Source organism: Streptomyces sp. NPDC002926, assembly GCF_053591755.1.
In genome coordinates, this window is sequence record NZ_JBSFUK010000005.1 from 180,597 (window position 1) to 197,886 (window position 17,290).

Sequence of the window (17,290 nt, forward strand, 5' to 3'; positions counted from 1 at the left end):
CCGGCGGAGCGAGGGTTTGGGCTATCCCCGGCGGAGCCAGGGTTTGGGGTATCCCCGGCGGAGCCAGGGGAAGTATGTTGCAGGCTGGTGCGTCCTGCGCGTGTGCATTTGTTTTGACCGGAGCCGATGCGGTAGGTACGCTCTGTCCTTGTGCCTGGGGTGTGCCTGGGCTCGTGTGCGTGTCCTCAACCGCACGGCGAGTTCGAAGAATGGCCACTGTGATCTGCGCTCTCTGCCCTTTGCGGGGGAGTCTGCAGTATTCGACACACCCGACCGCGTGGGTCGGCGACGTTCCAGGTTAGCTTCACGAACGGCACACAGAAACCGGAGAAGTAGTGCCTACGATCCAGCAGCTGGTCCGGAAGGGCCGGCAGGACAAGGTCGAGAAGAACAAGACGCCCGCGCTCGAGGGTTCCCCTCAGCGTCGTGGTGTCTGCACGCGTGTGTTCACGACCACCCCGAAGAAGCCGAACTCGGCGCTGCGGAAGGTCGCGCGTGTGCGTCTGACCTCCGGCATCGAGGTCACGGCCTACATTCCGGGTGAGGGACACAACCTGCAGGAGCACTCCATCGTGCTCGTGCGTGGTGGCCGTGTGAAGGACCTGCCGGGTGTTCGTTACAAGATCATCCGCGGTTCCCTCGACACCCAGGGTGTCAAGAACCGCAAGCAGGCCCGCAGCCGCTACGGCGCCAAGAAGGAGAAGTAAGAATGCCTCGTAAGGGCCCTGCCCCGAAGCGCCCGGTCATCATCGACCCGGTCTACGGTTCTCCTCTTGTCACCTCGCTGATCAACAAGATCCTGCTCAACGGCAAGCGTTCCACTGCCGAGCGGATCGTCTACGGCGCCATGGAAGGCCTCCGCGAGAAGACCGGCGCTGACCCGGTCATCACGCTGAAGCGCGCTCTCGAGAACGTCAAGCCGTCTCTCGAGGTCAAGTCCCGCCGTGTCGGTGGCGCCACCTACCAGGTGCCGATCGAGGTCAAGCCCGGTCGCGCCGCCACCCTCGCTCTCCGCTGGGTCGTGGGTTACTCCCGCGCCCGTCGCGAGAAGACCATGACCGAACGCCTCATGAACGAGCTGCTCGACGCCTCCAACGGCCTCGGCGCTGCGGTCAAGAAGCGTGAGGACACGCACAAGATGGCCGAGTCCAACAAGGCCTTCGCGCACTACCGCTGGTAGTCGCTACCCACATCGAGACCGAGAGAAGATTGAGCCTTATGGCCACCACTTCGCTTGACCTGGCCAAGGTCCGCAATATTGGGATCATGGCCCACATCGACGCGGGCAAGACGACGACCACCGAGCGCATCCTGTTTTACACCGGTGTGAGCTACAAGATCGGTGAGGTCCACGACGGCGCTGCCACGATGGACTGGATGGAGCAGGAGCAGGAGCGCGGCATTACGATCACGTCCGCCGCGACGACCTGTCACTGGCCGCTCGAGGACGTCGATCACACCATCAACATCATCGACACCCCGGGTCACGTCGACTTCACGGTCGAGGTGGAGCGTTCGCTCCGCGTGCTCGACGGTGCCGTCACGGTGTTCGACGGTGTCGCCGGCGTTGAGCCGCAGTCCGAGACTGTGTGGCGTCAGGCGGACCGCTACGGCGTTCCGCGTATCTGCTTCGTCAACAAGCTCGACCGCACCGGTGCCGAGTTCCACCGCTGCGTCGACATGATCGTGGACCGCCTCGGCGCGACCCCGATCGTGATGCAGCTGCCGATCGGTGCCGAGGCGGACTTCAAGGGCGTCATCGACCTGGTTCGTATGAAGGCTCTGGTCTGGTCCGCCGAGGCCACCAAGGGCGAGATGTACGACGTCGTCGACATCCCGGCCACGCACACCGAGGCTGCCGAGGAGTGGCGCGGCAAGCTGCTCGAGGCCGTCTCGGAGAACGACGACGAGATGATGGAGCTGTACCTCGAGGGCGAAGAGCCCACCGAGGAGCAGCTCTACCAGGCGATCCGTCGTATCACCATCGCGTCCGGCAAGGGCGGCGGCACCACCGTCACCCCCGTCTTCTGCGGTACCGCGTTCAAGAACAAGGGCGTTCAGCCCCTGCTCGACGCGGTTGTGCGCTACCTCCCCTCCCCCCTGGACGTCGAAGGCATTGAGGGCCACGACGTCAAGGACCCGGAGAAGGTCATCACGCGCCGCCCGTCCGACGACGAGCCGCTGGCCGCCCTGGCCTTCAAGATCGCGAGCGACCCGCACCTGGGCAAGCTCACCTTCATCCGGGTCTACTCGGGTCGCCTGGAGTCCGGCACCGCTGTGCTGAACCCCACCAAGGGCAAGAAGGAGCGCATCGGCAAGATCTACCGTATGCACGCGAACAAGCGTGAGGAGATCGAGTCGGTGGGCGCCGGCGACATCGTCGCCGTCATGGGCCTGAAGCAGACCACCACTGGTGAGACGCTGTGCGACGACAAGAACGCGGTGATCCTGGAGTCCATGGACTTCCCGGCGCCGGTCATCCAGGTCGCGATCGAGCCCAAGTCCAAGGGTGACCAGGAGAAGCTGGGTGTCGCCATCCAGCGTCTCGCGGAGGAGGACCCCTCCTTCCAGGTCCACTCGGACGAGGAGACCGGCCAGACCATCATCGGTGGTATGGGTGAGCTTCACCTCGAGGTGCTCGTCGACCGCATGCGGCGCGAGTTCCGCGTCGAGGCGAACGTCGGCAAGCCGCAGGTCGCGTACCGCGAGACGATCCGCAAGGCCGTCGAGCGTATCGACTACACGCACAAGAAGCAGACCGGTGGTACCGGTCAGTTCGCGAAGGTGCAGATCGCGCTGGAGCCCATCGAGGGCGGCGACGCGACCTACGAGTTCGTGAACAAGGTCACCGGTGGCCGCATCCCCCGTGAGTACATCCCTTCGGTGGACGCGGGTGCGCAGGAAGCCATGCAGTTCGGCATCCTGGCCGGCTACGAGATGGTGGGCGTCCGCGTCACCCTTCTCGACGGTGGTTACCACGAGGTCGACTCCTCCGAACTCGCGTTCAAGATCGCTGGTTCGCAGGCGTTCAAGGAGGGTGCCCGCAAGGCGTCCCCCGTGCTCCTCGAGCCGATGATGGCCGTCGAGGTCACCACGCCCGAGGACTACATGGGCGATGTGATCGGCGACCTCAACTCGCGCCGTGGCCAGATCCAGGCCATGGACGAGCGCAGCGGTGCTCGCGTCGTGAAGGGCCTCGTGCCCCTCTCGGAGATGTTCGGCTACGTCGGAGACCTCCGCAGCAAGACCTCGGGTCGCGCAAGCTACTCGATGCAGTTCGACTCCTACGCCGAGGTTCCGCGGAACGTCGCCGAGGAGATCATCGCGAAGGCCAAGGGCGAGTAACTCTCCGGAGTTCACGCTTTAGGCTTGTCACCGGTGCCTGGACGGGCGTCCGGCGCAGAGCGAGAGCAATGCGGCGGACGCCCCCGGGCCCCGGCATCCCAGCAAAGATCACCTGGCGCCGATGAAGCAAGGCGTACAGAACCACTCCACAGGAGGACCCAGTGGCGAAGGCGAAGTTCGAGCGGACTAAGCCGCACGTCAACATCGGCACCATCGGTCACATTGACCACGGTAAGACGACCCTCACGGCCGCCATTACCAAGGTGCTGCATGACGCGTACCCGGACCTGAACGAGGCCTCGGCCTTCGACCAGATCGACAAGGCTCCTGAGGAGCGCCAGCGCGGTATCACCATCTCCATCGCGCATGTCGAGTACCAGACCGAGTCGCGTCACTACGCGCACGTCGACTGCCCCGGTCACGCGGACTACATCAAGAACATGATCACGGGTGCGGCGCAGATGGACGGCGCCATCCTCGTGGTCGCCGCCACCGACGGCCCGATGCCGCAGACCAAGGAGCACGTGCTCCTGGCCCGCCAGGTCGGCGTTCCGTACATCGTTGTCGCCCTGAACAAGGCCGACATGGTGGACGACGAGGAGATCCTGGAGCTCGTCGAGCTCGAGGTGCGTGAGCTCCTCTCCGAGTACGAGTTCCCGGGCGACGACCTGCCGGTCGTCAAGGTCTCGGCGCTCAAGGCGCTCGAGGGCGACGCCGAGTGGGGCCAGACCGTTCTCGACCTGATGAAGGCCGTTGACGAGTCCATCCCGCAGCCCGAGCGTGACGTCGACAAGCCGTTCCTGATGCCGATCGAGGACGTCTTCACGATCACCGGTCGTGGCACCGTCGTCACCGGTCGTATCGAGCGTGGTGTCCTCAAGGTCAACGAGACCGTCGACATCGTCGGTATCAAGACCGAGAAGACCACCACCACGGTCACCGGCATCGAGATGTTCCGCAAGCTGCTCGACGAGGGCCAGGCCGGTGAGAACGTCGGTCTGCTTCTCCGTGGCATCAAGCGCGAGGATGTCGAGCGCGGCCAGGTCATCATCAAGCCGGGTTCGGTTACGCCGCACACCAGCTTCGAGGCCCAGGCCTACATCCTGTCGAAGGACGAGGGTGGCCGTCACACCCCGTTCTTCAACAACTACCGCCCGCAGTTCTACTTCCGTACCACGGACGTGACCGGCGTGGTGACCCTCCCCGAGGGCACCGAGATGGTCATGCCGGGCGACAACACCGTCATGACCGTCGAGCTGATCCAGCCCGTCGCCATGGAGGAGGGCCTCAAGTTCGCCATCCGTGAGGGTGGCCGGACCGTCGGCGCCGGCCAGGTCACCAAGATCAACAAGTAATTGCTGATCTGATCTGGTTGCTCCCCGGAGCATCAGCAAGGGCCCCGCACACTGGTGCGGGGCCCTTCGCGTTGCGTTGCCGCCCGAGGCCGCGGCTAGCCGGCGGTTCCTGCCTCGGGCGACCAGGTCCAGGGGTGGGCGTCCGCTCCCAGACCCACGACCGTGGCACCCGAGCCGCCGAGGTGCAGGGCCGGTGTGTCCAGCGACGGCAGTGTGCCCTTCCTGCGGGTCAACACCCTTCCCGCGACCCGTAGTTGGAGCTGTCCGTCGAGGTCCTTGCCGAGGAGTACCGGTCCGTGCGGGGCCGCCGCCGCGCTCACCGGACCGTAGCCGTCGAAGCGGACGCCGGGGGTGCGGACTCCGTCGGAGCGCACGGATGTCAGCGCGGGGGAGGCCGTCCCGGGTCCCCCGGACTTCGTGACACGCTCCACGCGGTACAGCAGCTCCACAGTGCCGTTGGGGCCGGCCACCGCGGTGGGACTGTCCACGGAGACCGGCAGTGGCCCGGCCGGCTGATGGGTGAGCGGCTGTCCCGGCGCGTCCTGTGTCCAGTGGTGCACGCTGTCGTGCCCGGCACCGAAGACATGTACGCGCCCGGTCCCGTCCACCACCATGGACAGTCCGTCCTGGATCTCGCCGCCCTGAAGGTCTTCCCAGCGGTCCCAGCGGCCCTCCGTGTCGCGGACCCGCGTGCTGATGCCCTGGTCCGCGTTGCGTACGAAGAGATGGACGCGGCCGTCGGGGGCCGTGACCGCCACCGGCACGCCGATCCGCCGGCCCCGGTCGTCGCCGCGCTCCGGATTGCCGAGCCCCTGCCAGGGCAGGAAGGGGCCGCCCGCGGAACGCTGTTCCAGCAGCACGATCTCCCTGCTGTTGGCGCCGCCGCGGCCGCCGAGAGCCGAGAAACGCAGCCCGAAGAGCAGCTGCCGGCCGTCCTTCAGCGTCGCCGCGCCGAGCGTCGGCGCGAGCGGACCACCGCCGAGGTCGTCCGGGTCGCCCCAGCGGCCGCTGCCGCGCTCGCTCTCGAGCCAGCGCACCGCGCGCAGCCCCAGCACTCCGTAGGCGGCGAGCCTGCCGTCGGGCTGCGCGGCGACCGCCGGGCGCGCCCCCGGGTAGCGGTGGTGGGTGGAGCGCACCCAGCCCTTCTTGTTGGTCAGCGGACGCTTGCCGCCGACGTTGTAGTCGCCGCAGCCCGCGGCATTGCCGCACTTCCAGTCGGGGTCGCCGCCGTACGGGACCAGACTGGCGGCCTTGTGCCCGAGCACGCTCTCCGGCAGGTTCTTGGGCCAGTGGCGGTTGTAGTAACCGCGGAACGACGTGGCGACGAAGGCGGGCACCCGGCCGCCCTCCTGGGTCGCCTCGGCCACCCAGCGCACCAGGGCCGCCCAGCTGAAGGAGGCCACCGCGGTGTGGTCCGCATGGTCCGAGTAGCCGCGCTGCTCGCTGTCCTTCCTACGGGTCGCCTCGTCGCTGTGCTGGATGTCCGGGTCGGGGTCCAGGGTCTGCACGACCGTGGGCCGGTAGCGGTCCAGCAGCCCCACGAGTACGTCGATGAGCTGGTCGTAGTCGTACGTGCCAGGCTTGCGCACGGTGGAGTCCTCGGCGATGACGGTCGGGAGATTCTGCTCCCGGTCCTTCCACAGGGCGGGCAGGCCCATGCGGCCGCCGCGCGTGGTGTGCATCGCGAGGTTGAGGAAGATCAGCTCGACCCGGCGGGAGCCGTTGGCAAGAGTGTTTATCTCGGCGCGCCGGTCGCCGCGCAGCGTGGCGACGCCCTGCTGCCAGTCGGTGAACCTGGGCAGCCCGAGCAGTGTCGCGTACGCCTGCCGCAGCCCCTGGTGGCGTGCGGAGGAGTAGGCCCTCTTGTCGGCGGCCGGCCGCGGCCGGCCGGGCGCCTTGTTGACGCCGTCCGCCTCGCCGGCGGTGACATACACGCAGACCAGCGGAATCCCGGCGTCCAGCATCCGCTGGGTGTCGGGGTTCATGAAGTACAGATCGTCGTCCGGGTGGGCCAGGATCTGCATCAGCTGCGCCCGCCGGGAGGTGGAGATCGGCATGCCCGGCGCGGGGTCGGCCGTCGGAGCGGCGCGCCGCGGTGCGGGCACGGAACACGAGCTGAGGGCCGCCGCCGTGGCGACAACGGCTGTGGCGGTGAGCACATTTCGTCTGCTCGGGCCGGTGAAACGCGCGGCAGCCTTCCCCAGGGCATGCGCGATCTGCATCTGTCCGCTCCGTCCGCTCCGCTCGCAGCGGGCAAACGGGCCCCCCGTGCTGCGTACCGTTAATCTCAGATGATGGCGGACGGGCTGGTCAGAGCCGGTCCGCGCTCAACTAGACGGCGTTTCGACACGCAAGGTTGCCTGGGCGTCGGCTGCTTGTGGGTGCGGAGCGGGCCGGTGGGGTACGCTCTCCGGCCGCGATTGGCCAGGGCTCTGCCCCATATGGCACACTAGCCAGGTTGCTCGGTTGAGTGCCGATGTTGCGCGCCTCCCGTCGGGAGGACCGGAAGCGAGTCCCACAGTACTCGTCGCCCTATCTGCCGTAAGGCAGCGCTGAGGCGGACGTACGGGAATCTTTCGGGAAGTGTCAGCGGGGTGCAAACCAGGCACCCGGTGGGAGTTTCCCCCCGGCTCGCGGTCTCAGGCCCGCACCCCTTGGCTGGGAAATCCTTCGGGAGATCTTCGTAGAGGGAATGCGACACGCCCGACCGCGTGGGTCGGAGAGAACGGCGCTTGCAAAGAGCGCAGCCCTCGGGTTCCAGAGCGTTTCGAGAGACAGGACTACTAGTAGCCATGGCGGGACAGAAGATCCGCATCCGGCTCAAGGCCTACGACCATGAGGTCATCGACTCCTCGGCGAAGAAGATCGTCGAGACGGTGACCCGCACTGGTGCGTCGGTCGCGGGCCCGGTGCCGCTGCCCACTGAGAAGAACGTGTACTGCGTCATCAAGTCGCCGCACAAGTACAAGGACTCGCGCGAGCACTTCGAGATGCGCACGCACAAGCGCCTGATCGACATTCTCGACCCGACGCCCAAGACCGTTGACTCGTTGATGCGCCTGGACCTTCCGGCCGGCGTTGACATCGAGATCAAGCTCTGAGAGGCGCGGAAGAGATGGCAAAGCAGATCAAGGGCGTCCTGGGCGAGAAGCTCGGCATGACCCAGGTCTGGGACGAGAACAACCGTGTCGTCCCGGTGACCGTCGTCAAGGCCGGGCCCTGCGTCGTTACCCAGGTCCGTACGAATGACTCCGACGGCTACGAGTCGGTCCAGATCGCCTTCGGCGAGATCGACCCGCGCAAGGTGAACAAGCCCCTCAAGGGCCACTTCGCCAAGGCCGACGTGACCCCGCGCCGCCACCTGGTGGAGCTCCGTACCTCCGACGCCAGCGAGTACACGCTCGGCCAGGAGATCACTGCCGAGGTGTTCGAGTCCGGCGTCAAGGTTGACGTCACGGGCAAGAGCAAGGGCAAGGGCTTCGCCGGTGTCATGAAGCGTCACAACTTCAAGGGCCTCGGCGCCGGTCACGGTACCCAGCGCAAGCACCGCTCTCCCGGCTCCATCGGTGGCTGTGCCACCCCTGGGCGTGTCTTCAAGGGCATGCGCATGGCGGGCCGCATGGGCAACGAGCGGGTCACCACCCAGAACCTGACCATCCACGCGGTTGACGCGGAGAAGGGCCTGCTGCTCATCAAGGGCGCGGTTCCTGGTCCGAACGGCGGCCTCGTCCTCGTCCGCACTGCGGCCAAGGGGGTCTGAGGACTATGAGCACCATTGACATTCTGTCGCCCTCCGGCGACAAGTCCGGGACCGTCGAGCTCCCGGCCGAGATCTTCGACGCCAAGGTCAGCATCCCGCTGCTCCACCAGGTCGTCGTCGCGCAGCTGGCCGCCGCCCGTCAGGGCACGCACAAGGTCAAGCGCCGTGGCGAGGTCCGTGGTGGCGGTAGGAAGCCTTACCGTCAGAAGGGCACCGGCCGCGCCCGTCAGGGTTCGACCCGTGCGCCGCAGTTCGCCGGCGGTGGCGTCGTCCACGGCCCCACGCCGCGTGACTACTCGCAGCGGACCCCGAAGAAGATGAAGGCCGCCGCCCTGCGCGGTGCCCTCTCCGACCGGGCCCGCAACTCCCGTATTCACGTCGTCACCGGCGTGATCGAGGGCGAGGTCTCCACCAAGGCCGCGAAGACCCTGCTGGGCAAGATCAGCGAGCGCAAGCACGTGCTCCTGGTTGTCGAGCGGGCCGACGAGGCCGCGTGGCTCTCCGCCCGCAACCTGCCCCAGGTGCACCTCCTGGAGCCGGGCCAGCTGAACACGTACGACGTGCTCGTCTCGGACGACGTGGTCTTCACCAAGGCCGCCTTCGAGTCCTTCGTGTCTGGCCCCAAGGCCGCTGAGACCGAAGGGAGCGACGCCTGATGTCCGAGGCGACCGTCACCAGCAAGACCTTCACGGACCCGCGCGACGTTCTCGTCAAGCCGGTTGTCTCCGAGAAGAGCTACGCCCTGCTCGACGAGAACAAGTACACGTTCATCGTCGCGCCCGGCTCCAACAAGACCCAGATCAAGCAGGCCGTCGAGGCGGTCTTCTCGGTCAAGGTCACCGGGGTCAACACGATCAACCGTCAGGGTAAGCGCAAGCGCACCAAGACCGGTTTCGGCAAGCGCGCCAACACCAAGCGCGCCATCGTGACCCTCGCTGAGGGCGACCGAATCGACATCTTCGGCGGCCCGACCTCCTGACGGAGGTCGAGTCGTCCGGAATCGGACGAGGACTGAGAAATGGGTATCCGCAAGTACAAGCCGACGACCCCGGGCCGTCGTGGCTCCAGCGTCGCCGACTTTGTCGAGATCACGCGGTCCACGCCGGAGAAGTCGCTGGTCCGCCCCCTGCACAGCAAGGGCGGCCGTAACAACACCGGTCGTGTGACCGTCCGTCACCAGGGCGGTGGCCACAAGCGCGCCTACCGCGTGATCGACTTCCGTCGTCACGACAAGGACGGCGTGCCGGCCAAGGTCGCTCACATCGAGTACGACCCGAACCGCACCGCGCGCATCGCGCTTCTGCACTACGCAGACGGCGAGAAGCGCTACATCATCGCGCCCAAGGGCCTGACGCAGGGCGACCGTGTCGAGAACGGCCCGGCCGCCGACATCAAGCCCGGCAACAACCTGGCGCTGCGCAACATCCCGGTCGGTACGACCATCCACGCCATCGAGCTGCGGCCCGGCGGCGGCGCGAAGTTCGCCCGTTCCGCGGGTGCCTCCGTGCAGCTGCTGGCGAAGGAGGGCACGATGGCCCACCTTCGTATGCCTTCCGGTGAGATCCGGCTGGTCGACGCCCGCTGCCGCGCCACCATTGGCGAGGTCGGCAACGCCGAGCAGTCGAACATCAACTGGGGCAAGGCCGGCCGTCTGCGCTGGAAGGGCGTTCGCCCGACCGTCCGCGGTGTCGCGATGAACCCGGTTGACCACCCGCACGGTGGTGGTGAGGGCAAGACCTCCGGTGGTCGCCACCCGGTCAGCCCGTGGGGTCAGAAGGAGGGTCGTACTCGCTCGCCGAAGAAGGCATCGAGCAAGTACATCGTCCGCCGCCGCAAGACGAACAAGAAGCGCTAGGAGCGGGTTTAGATGCCGCGCAGTCTCAAGAAGGGGCCCTTCGTCGACGGACACCTCATCAAGAAGGTGGATGTCCAGAACGAAGCCGGCACCAAGAACGTCATCAAGACCTGGTCCCGTCGCTCGATGATCGTCCCGGCCATGCTCGGCCACACGATCGCGGTGCACAACGGCAAGATCCACGTCCCGGTGTTCGTCACCGAGTCGATGGTCGGCCACAAGCTCGGCGAGTTCTCGCCGACTCGCACCTTCCGCGGCCACGTCAAGGACGACCGGAAGTCGAAGCGCCGCTAACGCGGGGTGACTGACTATGACTTACACCGAAGGGACAACCATGGAAGCCAGGGCCCAGGCGCGGTACATCCGCGTCACGCCCATGAAGGCCCGCCGAGTGGTGGACCTCATCCGTGGCATGGATGCCACGGAGGCTCAGGCGGTCCTGCGTTTCGCCCCGCAGGCCGCGAGCGTGCCGGTTGGCAAGGTGCTTGACAGCGCCATTGCCAACGCTGCACACAACTACGACCACACCGACGCCTCTTCGCTGGTCATCAGCGAGGCGTACGTGGACGAGGGTCCGACCCTGAAGCGGTTCCGTCCGCGTGCTCAGGGCCGTGCCTACCGGATCCGTAAGCGGACCAGCCACATCACCGTGGTCGTCAGCAGCAAGGAAGGAACCCGGTAATGGGCCAGAAGGTTAACCCGCATGGGTTCCGGCTCGGCATCACCACGGACTTCAAGTCCCGCTGGTACGCCGACAAGCTGTACAAGGACTACGTCAAGGAAGACGTCGCCATTCGTCGCATGATGACGAAGGGCATGGAGCGAGCCGGTATCTCGAAGGTTGAGATCGAGCGCACCCGCGACCGCGTCCGCGTTGACATCCACACCGCCCGCCCGGGCATCGTCATCGGCCGCCGTGGCGCCGAGGCCGACCGCATCCGTGGCGAGCTGGAGAAGCTGACCGGCAAGCAGGTCCAGCTGAACATCCTCGAGGTCAAGAACCCCGAGGTGGACGCTCAGCTGGTGGCCCAGGCCGTCGCCGAGCAGCTCTCCTCCCGCGTCTCCTTCCGTCGCGCCATGCGTAAGAGCATGCAGGGCACGATGAAGGCCGGCGCCAAGGGCATCAAGATCCAGTGCGGCGGCCGTCTCGGCGGCGCCGAGATGTCCCGCTCGGAGTTCTACCGCGAGGGCCGCGTGCCCCTGCACACGCTCCGTGCGAACGTCGACTACGGCTTCTTCGAGGCCAAGACGACCTTCGGCCGTATCGGTGTGAAGGTCTGGATCTACAAGGGCGACGTCAAGAACATCGCCGAGGTCCGCGCCGAGAACGCTGCGGCCCGTGCGGGTAACCGCCCGGCCCGTGGTGGCGCCGGCGACCGTCCGGCCGGTGGCCGTGGCGGTCGTGGTGGCGAGCGGGGCGGCCGCGGTGGTCGCAAGCCGCAGCAGTCTGCGCCGGCAGCCGAGGCCCCCAAGGCCGAGGCTCCCGCCGCTGCCGCTGCTCCGGCTGCTGAGAGCACCGGAACGGAGGCCTGACCGAAATGCTGATCCCCCGTAGGGTCAAGCACCGCAAGCAGCACCACCCCAAGCGCAGCGGTATGTCCAAGGGTGGTACGCAGGTTGCGTTCGGCGAGTACGGCATTCAGGCCCTCACTCCGGCGTACGTGACCAACCGCCAGATCGAGGCGGCTCGTATCGCGATGACCCGCCACATCAAGCGTGGCGGCAAGGTCTGGATCAACATCTACCCGGACCGCCCGCTGACGAAGAAGCCTGCCGAGACCCGCATGGGTTCCGGTAAGGGCTCCCCCGAGTGGTGGATCGCGAACGTCAAGCCCGGTCGGGTGATGTTCGAGCTGTCCTACCCGAACGAGAAGATTGCGCGTGAGGCGCTTACCCGCGCTGCTCACAAGCTTCCGATGAAGTGCCGGATCGTGCGGCGCGAGGCAGGTGAGTCGTGATGGCGGCCGTTACTAAGGCGTCCGAGCTGCGCGAACTGGGCGACGAGGAGCTTGTTGCCAAGCTTCGCGAGGCCAAGGAAGAGCTGTTCAACCTCCGCTTTCAGGCGGCGACCGGTCAGCTCGAGAACCACGGCCGGCTGAAGGCCGTTCGCAAGGACATCGCGCGGATCTACACCCTGATGCGTGAGCGCGAGCTGGGCATCGAGACGGTGGAGAGCGCCTGATGAGCGAGAGCAACGTGACCGAGAACAAGACCGACCGCGGTTTCCGCAAGACCCGCGAGGGTCTGGTCGTCAGCGACAAGATGGACAAGACCGTCGTCGTCGCTGTCGAGGACCGCGTCAAGCACGCGCTGTACGGCAAGGTCATCCGCCGTACGAACAAGCTCAAGGCGCACGACGAGCAGAACGCTGCCGGCGTCGGCGACCGCGTCCTCATCATGGAGACGCGTCCGCTGTCGGCGACCAAGCGCTGGCGCATCGTCGAGATCCTCGAGAAGGCCAAGTAATTACTTGAAGGGGTAACCCTTCAAGTCAGTTCCGCCAGGCTCGGCGGGGGCTGCGCTGTGACATTCAGAAACAGCCGGCCCCCGCCGGGAACCGGCAGACGATCAGGAGATAGACGTGATCCAGCAGGAGTCGCGACTGCGTGTCGCCGACAACACTGGTGCCAAGGAGATCCTTTGCATCCGTGTTCTCGGTGGTTCCGGTCGCCGCTACGCGGGCATCGGTGACGTCATCGTCGCCACCGTCAAGGACGCGATCCCCGGTGGCAACGTGAAGAAGGGTGACGTCATCAAGGCGGTCATCGTTCGCACCGTCAAGGAGCGTCGTCGTCAGGACGGCTCGTACATCCGCTTCGACGAGAACGCCGCCGTCATTCTCAAGAACGACGGCGACCCTCGCGGCACCCGTATCTTCGGCCCGGTGGGCCGTGAGCTGCGCGAGAAGAAGTTCATGAAGATCATCTCGCTCGCGCCGGAGGTGCTGTAAGCATGAAGATCAAGAAGGGCGACCTGGTTCAGGTCATCACCGGTAAGGACAAGGGCAAGCAGGGCAAGGTCATCGTGGCCTACCCTGTTGAGAACCGTGTCCTCGTCGAGGGTGTCAACCGGGTCAAGAAGCACACCAAGGCCGGCCAGACCGCTCGCGGTTCGCAGACCGGTGGCATTGTGACGACCGAGGCCCCGATTCACGTGAGCAACGTTCAGCTCGTCGTGGAGAAGGACGGCAACAAGGTCGTGACGCGCGTCGGTTACCGCTTCGACGACGAGGGCAACAAGATCCGCGTTGCCAAGCGGACGGGTGAGGACATCTGATGACTACCACCACGACTCCGCGTCTCAAGACGAAGTACCGCGAGGAGATCACGGGCAAGCTGCGTGAGGAGTTCTCGTACGAGAACGTCATGCAGATTCCCGGTCTCGTCAAGATCGTGGTCAACATGGGTGTGGGCGACGCCGCCCGCGACTCCAAGCTGATCGAGGGCGCCATCCGCGACCTCACCACGATCACTGGCCAGAAGCCGGCCGTCACCAAGGCTCGGAAGTCCATCGCGCAGTTCAAGCTGCGTGAGGGTCAGCCGATCGGCTGCCACGTCACCCTCCGCGGTGACCGCATGTGGGAGTTCCTGGACCGTACGCTGTCGCTCGCGCTGCCGCGTATCCGTGACTTCCGTGGTCTGTCGCCCAAGCAGTTCGACGGCCGTGGCAACTACACCTTCGGTCTCACGGAGCAGGTCATGTTCCACGAGATCGACCAGGACAAGATCGACCGGGTCCGGGGCATGGACATCACCGTGGTCACCACGGCGACCAACGACGACGAGGGTCGTGCCCTGCTTCGTCACCTCGGCTTCCCGTTCAAGGAGAACTGACCGTGGCGAAGAAGGCTCTGATCGCTAAGGCCGCCCGCAAGCCGAAGTTCGGTGTGCGCGCGTACACCCGCTGCCAGCGCTGCGGCCGGCCCCACTCCGTCTACCGCAAGTTCGGCCTGTGCCGCGTGTGCCTTCGTGAGATGGCTCACCGTGGCGAGCTGCCGGGCGTGACCAAGAGCTCCTGGTAATTCCCTACTTGGGAATTACCGGAGGCTCTCGGTAAGTATCTGGTCGGCGGGAGCCCTCCCTCACATGCCGTAGGCTTGTGGGGTTGGGCGCCTGCCGCCCTGACCGACTTACTACGCCGTAGGTCCCCGCACCGCACCCGTCCCGCCAATGAGTGGGGAGAGGGATGGCGCATACAGGAAACCCCGGCGAGAGAGGCCGAAGGCCAATTCATGACCATGACTGATCCCATCGCAGACATGCTCACGCGTCTGCGTAACGCGAACTCGGCGTACCACGACTCCGTCGTGATGCCGCACAGCAAGATCAAGTCGCACATCGCGGAGATCCTCCAGCAGGAGGGCTTCATCACCGGCTGGAAGGTCGAGGATGCCGAAGTCGGCAAGAACCTCGTCCTGGAGCTGAAGTTCGGCCCGAACCGCGAGCGTTCGATCGCCGGCATCAAGCGCATCTCCAAGCCGGGTCTGCGCGTGTACGCGAAGTCCACCAACCTGCCGAAGGTGCTTGGCGGCCTGGGAGTGGCGATCATCTCCACGTCCCACGGTCTCCTGACCGGACAGCAGGCAGGCAAGAAGGGCGTAGGTGGGGAAGTCCTCGCCTACGTCTGGTAGTAGGGAACGGAGGAAAAGCTAATGTCGCGAATCGGCAAGCTCCCCATCCAGGTTCCCGCCGGTGTGGACGTCACCATCGATGGCCGTACGGTCGCCGTGAAGGGCCCCAAGGGTTCCCTCTCCCACACCGTTGCCGCGCCGATCGAGATCGTTAAGGGCGAGGAGGGCGTTCTCAACGTCACCCGTCCGAACGACGAGCGTCAGAACAAGGCCCTGCACGGCCTGTCCCGCACGCTGGTGGCGAACATGATCACCGGCGTGACCCAGGGTTACGTCAAGGCGCTCGAGATCAGCGGTGTCGGTTACCGCGTCGCCGCGAAGGGCTCCAACCTGGAGTTCCAGCTCGGCTACAGCCACTCGATCCTCGTGGAGGCGCCCGAGGGCATCTCCTTCAAGGTCGAGTCGCCGACCAAGTTCTCGGTCGAGGGCATCGACAAGCAGAAGGTCGGCGAGGTCGCCGCGAACATCCGCAAGCTGCGTAAGCCCGACCCGTACAAGGCCAAGGGCGTCAAGTACGCGGGCGAGGTCATCCGCCGCAAGGTCGGAAAGGCGGGTAAGTAAGCCATGGCATACGGTGTAAAGATTGCCAAGGGCGACGCGTACAAGCGCGCTGCCATCAAGCGCCGCCACATCCGCGTCCGCAAGCATGTCTCCGGTACGCCGGAGCGTCCGCGCCTGGTCGTGACGCGCTCCAACCGCAACATCGTTGCGCAGGTCATCGACGACATCGCGGGCCACACGCTCGCGTCGGCGTCGACCCTGGACACCTCGATCCGTGGTGGCGAGGGCGACAAGAGCGCCCAGGCCCAGCAGGTCGGCGCGCTTGTCGCCGAGCGTGCGAAGGCTGCCGGTGTCGAGGCCGTCGTGTTCGACCGCGGTGGCAACAGGTACGCCGGGCGCATTGCCGCTCTGGCTGACGCCGCCCGCGAAGCCGGGCTGAAGTTCTAAGCCCCGGTTCCGGGACTAACGGACGTAACAGAGAGAGGTAAATCCAATGGCTGGACCCCAGCGCCGCGGAAGCGGTGCCGGTGGCGGCGAGCGGCGGGACCGGAAGGGTCGCGACGGTGGCGCTGCCGCCGAGAAGACCGCATACGTTGAGCGCGTTGTCGCGATCAACCGCGTCGCCAAGGTTGTCAAGGGTGGTCGCCGCTTCAGCTTCACCGCGCTGGTCGTGGTGGGCGATGGTGACGGCACTGTAGGTGTCGGATACGGCAAGGCCAAGGAAGTTCCCGCGGCCATCGCCAAGGGCGTGGAAGAGGCCAAGAAGAACTTCTTCAAGGTCCCGCGTATCCAGGGCACGATCCCTCACCCGATCACGGGCGAGAAGGCTGCGGGCGTCGTCCTGCTCAAGCCGGCTTCCCCCGGTACCGGCGTTATCGCCGGTGGCCCGGTGCGTGCCGTGCTCGAGTGCGCTGGCGTTCACGACATCCTGTCGAAGTCGCTCGGCTCGTCCAATGCGATCAACATCGTGCACGCGACCGTGGCGGCCCTCAAGGGCCTGCAGCGTCCCGAGGAGATCGCGGCTCGCCGTGGTCTGCCCCTCGAGGACGTCGCCCCCGCGGCTCTGCTTCGTGCACGTGCGGGAGCGGGTGCGTAATGGCTCGCCTCAAGATCACGCAGACGAAGTCGTACATCGGCAGCAAGCAGAACCACCGCGACACCCTTCGTTCGCTCGGGCTCAAGCGCCTGCACGACGTGGTTGTCAAGGATGACCGCCCCGAGTTCCGCGGAATGGTGCACACCGTCCGCCACCTCGTGACGGTTGAGGAGGTCGACTGACATGGCGGAGCAGAACCCGCTGAAGGTCCACAACCTCCGTCCTGCCCCGGGCGCCAAGACCGCCAAGACCCGTGTGGGTCGTGGCGAGGCGTCCAAGGGTAAGACCGCAGGTCGTGGTACCAAGGGCACCAAGGCCCGTTACCAGGTTCCGGAGCGCTTCGAGGGCGGGCAGATGCCCCTCCACATGCGTCTTCCGAAGCTCAAGGGCTTCAAGAACCCGTTCCGCACCGAGTACCAGGTCGTGAACCTGGACAAGCTCGGCGCTCTCTACCCCGAGGGTGGAGAGGTCACGGTGGCCGATCTGGTCGCCAAGGGCGCGGTACGCAAGAACAGCCTCGTCAAGGTCCTGGGCCAGGGCGAGATCTCCGTGGCGCTGCAGGTGGCGGTTGACGCCGTCTCCGGCTCCGCCAAGGAGAAGATTGCCGCTGCCGGCGGCACCGTCACCGAGCTCGTCTGAGACGAGTTCAGTGGCTGAAAGCTGAAAACCGACCGGGGATGCCTCCCAAAAGGGGCATCCCCGGTTGGTCGTTCCTAGGGGGGCACAGTCGCCGGTAAGGTGGCGTGCA

Annotated in this window: 26 protein-coding genes; 25 read left to right on the forward strand and 1 reads right to left on the reverse strand. The window is 66.2% G+C overall.

The genetic code is table 11. The features are described from left to right. Window positions 1–335 precede the first annotated feature (335 nt). The 4 genes from rpsL (at window position 336) to tuf (ending at window position 4,700) form a co-directional block, all read left to right on the forward strand. Window positions 336–707, forward strand: coding sequence for a 30S ribosomal protein S12 (gene rpsL / locus ACWDZ6_RS12335; RefSeq protein ID WP_003948652.1), 372 nt, complete (start codon window positions 336–338; stop codon window positions 705–707). Window positions 708–709: 2 nt separating this feature from the next. Continuing rightward, window positions 710–1,180, forward strand: a complete 471-nt coding sequence (gene rpsG / locus ACWDZ6_RS12340) for a 30S ribosomal protein S7 (RefSeq protein ID WP_014047773.1) — start codon at window positions 710–712, stop codon at window positions 1,178–1,180. 38 nt (window positions 1,181–1,218) lie between these two features. Next, entirely contained in the window at window positions 1,219–3,345 is a 2,127-nt protein-coding gene (gene fusA, locus ACWDZ6_RS12345) for an elongation factor G (protein WP_366730989.1), read from the forward strand. Between the two features lie 161 nt (window positions 3,346–3,506). After that, complete coding sequence (gene tuf / locus ACWDZ6_RS12350; RefSeq protein ID WP_030351429.1) at window positions 3,507–4,700, forward strand: elongation factor Tu; 1,194 nt, start codon at window positions 3,507–3,509, stop codon at window positions 4,698–4,700. Window positions 4,701–4,795: 95 nt separating this feature from the next. Here the strand turns inward: tuf and ACWDZ6_RS12355 are convergent, their stop codons facing one another. Then, the gene (locus ACWDZ6_RS12355; protein ID WP_451502809.1) at window positions 4,796–6,922 is read right to left on the reverse strand and encodes a PIG-L family deacetylase; all 2,127 of its coding nucleotides are present in this window, start codon (window positions 6,920–6,922) and stop codon (window positions 4,796–4,798) included. A gap of 570 nt (window positions 6,923–7,492) precedes the next feature. Here ACWDZ6_RS12355 and rpsJ point away from each other — a divergent pair. The 21 genes from rpsJ to rplO all read left to right on the forward strand — a co-directional run bounded on the left by rpsJ (window position 7,493) and on the right by rplO (window position 17,181). Continuing rightward, window positions 7,493–7,801, forward strand: coding sequence for a 30S ribosomal protein S10 (gene rpsJ, locus ACWDZ6_RS12360; protein ID WP_003948644.1), 309 nt, complete (start codon window positions 7,493–7,495; stop codon window positions 7,799–7,801). Between the two features lie 14 nt (window positions 7,802–7,815). Then, a complete protein-coding gene (gene rplC / locus ACWDZ6_RS12365) occupies window positions 7,816–8,460 on the forward strand; it encodes a 50S ribosomal protein L3 (RefSeq protein ID WP_326651944.1) in 645 nt (214 codons plus the stop codon). 5 nt (window positions 8,461–8,465) lie between these two features. Next, on the forward strand, window positions 8,466–9,116 hold the full coding sequence (gene rplD / locus ACWDZ6_RS12370) for a 50S ribosomal protein L4 (protein ID WP_451502810.1): 651 nt from the start codon (window positions 8,466–8,468) through the stop codon (window positions 9,114–9,116). Beyond that, the gene (rplW, locus tag ACWDZ6_RS12375) at window positions 9,116–9,439 is read left to right on the forward strand and encodes a 50S ribosomal protein L23 (protein WP_266479168.1); all 324 of its coding nucleotides are present in this window, start codon (window positions 9,116–9,118) and stop codon (window positions 9,437–9,439) included. The genes rplD and rplW overlap by 1 nt, the downstream gene beginning before the upstream one ends. A gap of 39 nt (window positions 9,440–9,478) precedes the next feature. Next, entirely contained in the window at window positions 9,479–10,315 is an 837-nt protein-coding gene (gene rplB, locus ACWDZ6_RS12380) for a 50S ribosomal protein L2 (protein ID WP_108151510.1), read from the forward strand. 12 nt (window positions 10,316–10,327) lie between these two features. Continuing rightward, a complete protein-coding gene (gene rpsS, locus ACWDZ6_RS12385) occupies window positions 10,328–10,609 on the forward strand; it encodes a 30S ribosomal protein S19 (RefSeq protein WP_003966956.1) in 282 nt (93 codons plus the stop codon). A 40-nt stretch (window positions 10,610–10,649) separates the two neighbouring features. Then, on the forward strand, window positions 10,650–10,997 hold the full coding sequence (gene rplV, locus ACWDZ6_RS12390; protein ID WP_004571827.1) for a 50S ribosomal protein L22: 348 nt from the start codon (window positions 10,650–10,652) through the stop codon (window positions 10,995–10,997). After that, window positions 10,997–11,848, forward strand: a complete 852-nt coding sequence (gene rpsC / locus ACWDZ6_RS12395; RefSeq protein WP_307661679.1) for a 30S ribosomal protein S3 — start codon at window positions 10,997–10,999, stop codon at window positions 11,846–11,848. The genes rplV and rpsC overlap by 1 nt, the downstream gene beginning before the upstream one ends. Window positions 11,849–11,853: 5 nt before the next feature. Further along, window positions 11,854–12,273 (forward strand): 50S ribosomal protein L16, encoded by a 420-nt coding sequence (gene rplP / locus ACWDZ6_RS12400; protein ID WP_014047785.1) that lies wholly within the window; start codon window positions 11,854–11,856, stop codon window positions 12,271–12,273. Further along, window positions 12,273–12,497, forward strand: a complete 225-nt coding sequence (gene rpmC, locus ACWDZ6_RS12405; RefSeq protein ID WP_040024284.1) for a 50S ribosomal protein L29 — start codon at window positions 12,273–12,275, stop codon at window positions 12,495–12,497. Before rplP ends, rpmC begins: the two co-directional genes overlap by 1 nt. Next, window positions 12,497–12,781, forward strand: a complete 285-nt coding sequence (gene rpsQ / locus ACWDZ6_RS12410; RefSeq protein ID WP_326651947.1) for a 30S ribosomal protein S17 — start codon at window positions 12,497–12,499, stop codon at window positions 12,779–12,781. The genes rpmC and rpsQ overlap by 1 nt, the downstream gene beginning before the upstream one ends. 115 nt (window positions 12,782–12,896) lie before the next feature. Then, window positions 12,897–13,265 (forward strand): 50S ribosomal protein L14, encoded by a 369-nt coding sequence (gene rplN, locus ACWDZ6_RS12415; protein WP_023539336.1) that lies wholly within the window; start codon window positions 12,897–12,899, stop codon window positions 13,263–13,265. A gap of 2 nt (window positions 13,266–13,267) precedes the next feature. Beyond that, the gene (rplX, locus tag ACWDZ6_RS12420) at window positions 13,268–13,591 is read left to right on the forward strand and encodes a 50S ribosomal protein L24 (RefSeq protein WP_326651948.1); all 324 of its coding nucleotides are present in this window, start codon (window positions 13,268–13,270) and stop codon (window positions 13,589–13,591) included. Then, window positions 13,591–14,148, forward strand: a complete 558-nt coding sequence (gene rplE, locus ACWDZ6_RS12425) for a 50S ribosomal protein L5 (protein ID WP_351444883.1) — start codon at window positions 13,591–13,593, stop codon at window positions 14,146–14,148. The genes rplX and rplE overlap by 1 nt, the downstream gene beginning before the upstream one ends. Window positions 14,149–14,150: 2 nt before the next feature. Further along, on the forward strand, window positions 14,151–14,336 hold the full coding sequence (locus tag ACWDZ6_RS12430; RefSeq protein WP_003956452.1) for a type Z 30S ribosomal protein S14: 186 nt from the start codon (window positions 14,151–14,153) through the stop codon (window positions 14,334–14,336). Between the two features lie 210 nt (window positions 14,337–14,546). After that, entirely contained in the window at window positions 14,547–14,945 is a 399-nt protein-coding gene (gene rpsH / locus ACWDZ6_RS12435) for a 30S ribosomal protein S8 (RefSeq protein WP_003966947.1), read from the forward strand. Between the two features lie 21 nt (window positions 14,946–14,966). Continuing rightward, window positions 14,967–15,506, forward strand: coding sequence for a 50S ribosomal protein L6 (gene rplF / locus ACWDZ6_RS12440; protein ID WP_108151519.1), 540 nt, complete (start codon window positions 14,967–14,969; stop codon window positions 15,504–15,506). A 3-nt stretch (window positions 15,507–15,509) separates the two neighbouring features. Further along, window positions 15,510–15,893 (forward strand): 50S ribosomal protein L18, encoded by a 384-nt coding sequence (gene rplR / locus ACWDZ6_RS12445; RefSeq protein ID WP_093799540.1) that lies wholly within the window; start codon window positions 15,510–15,512, stop codon window positions 15,891–15,893. A 46-nt stretch (window positions 15,894–15,939) separates the two neighbouring features. Further along, the gene (gene rpsE / locus ACWDZ6_RS12450) at window positions 15,940–16,542 is read left to right on the forward strand and encodes a 30S ribosomal protein S5 (protein ID WP_160506669.1); all 603 of its coding nucleotides are present in this window, start codon (window positions 15,940–15,942) and stop codon (window positions 16,540–16,542) included. Then, entirely contained in the window at window positions 16,542–16,724 is a 183-nt protein-coding gene (rpmD, locus tag ACWDZ6_RS12455; protein ID WP_093594204.1) for a 50S ribosomal protein L30, read from the forward strand. The genes rpsE and rpmD overlap by 1 nt, the downstream gene beginning before the upstream one ends. Before the next feature lies 1 nt (window position 16,725). Then, on the forward strand, window positions 16,726–17,181 hold the full coding sequence (gene rplO / locus ACWDZ6_RS12460) for a 50S ribosomal protein L15 (protein ID WP_351444880.1): 456 nt from the start codon (window positions 16,726–16,728) through the stop codon (window positions 17,179–17,181). The last annotated feature ends 109 nt before the right edge of the window (window positions 17,182–17,290 follow it).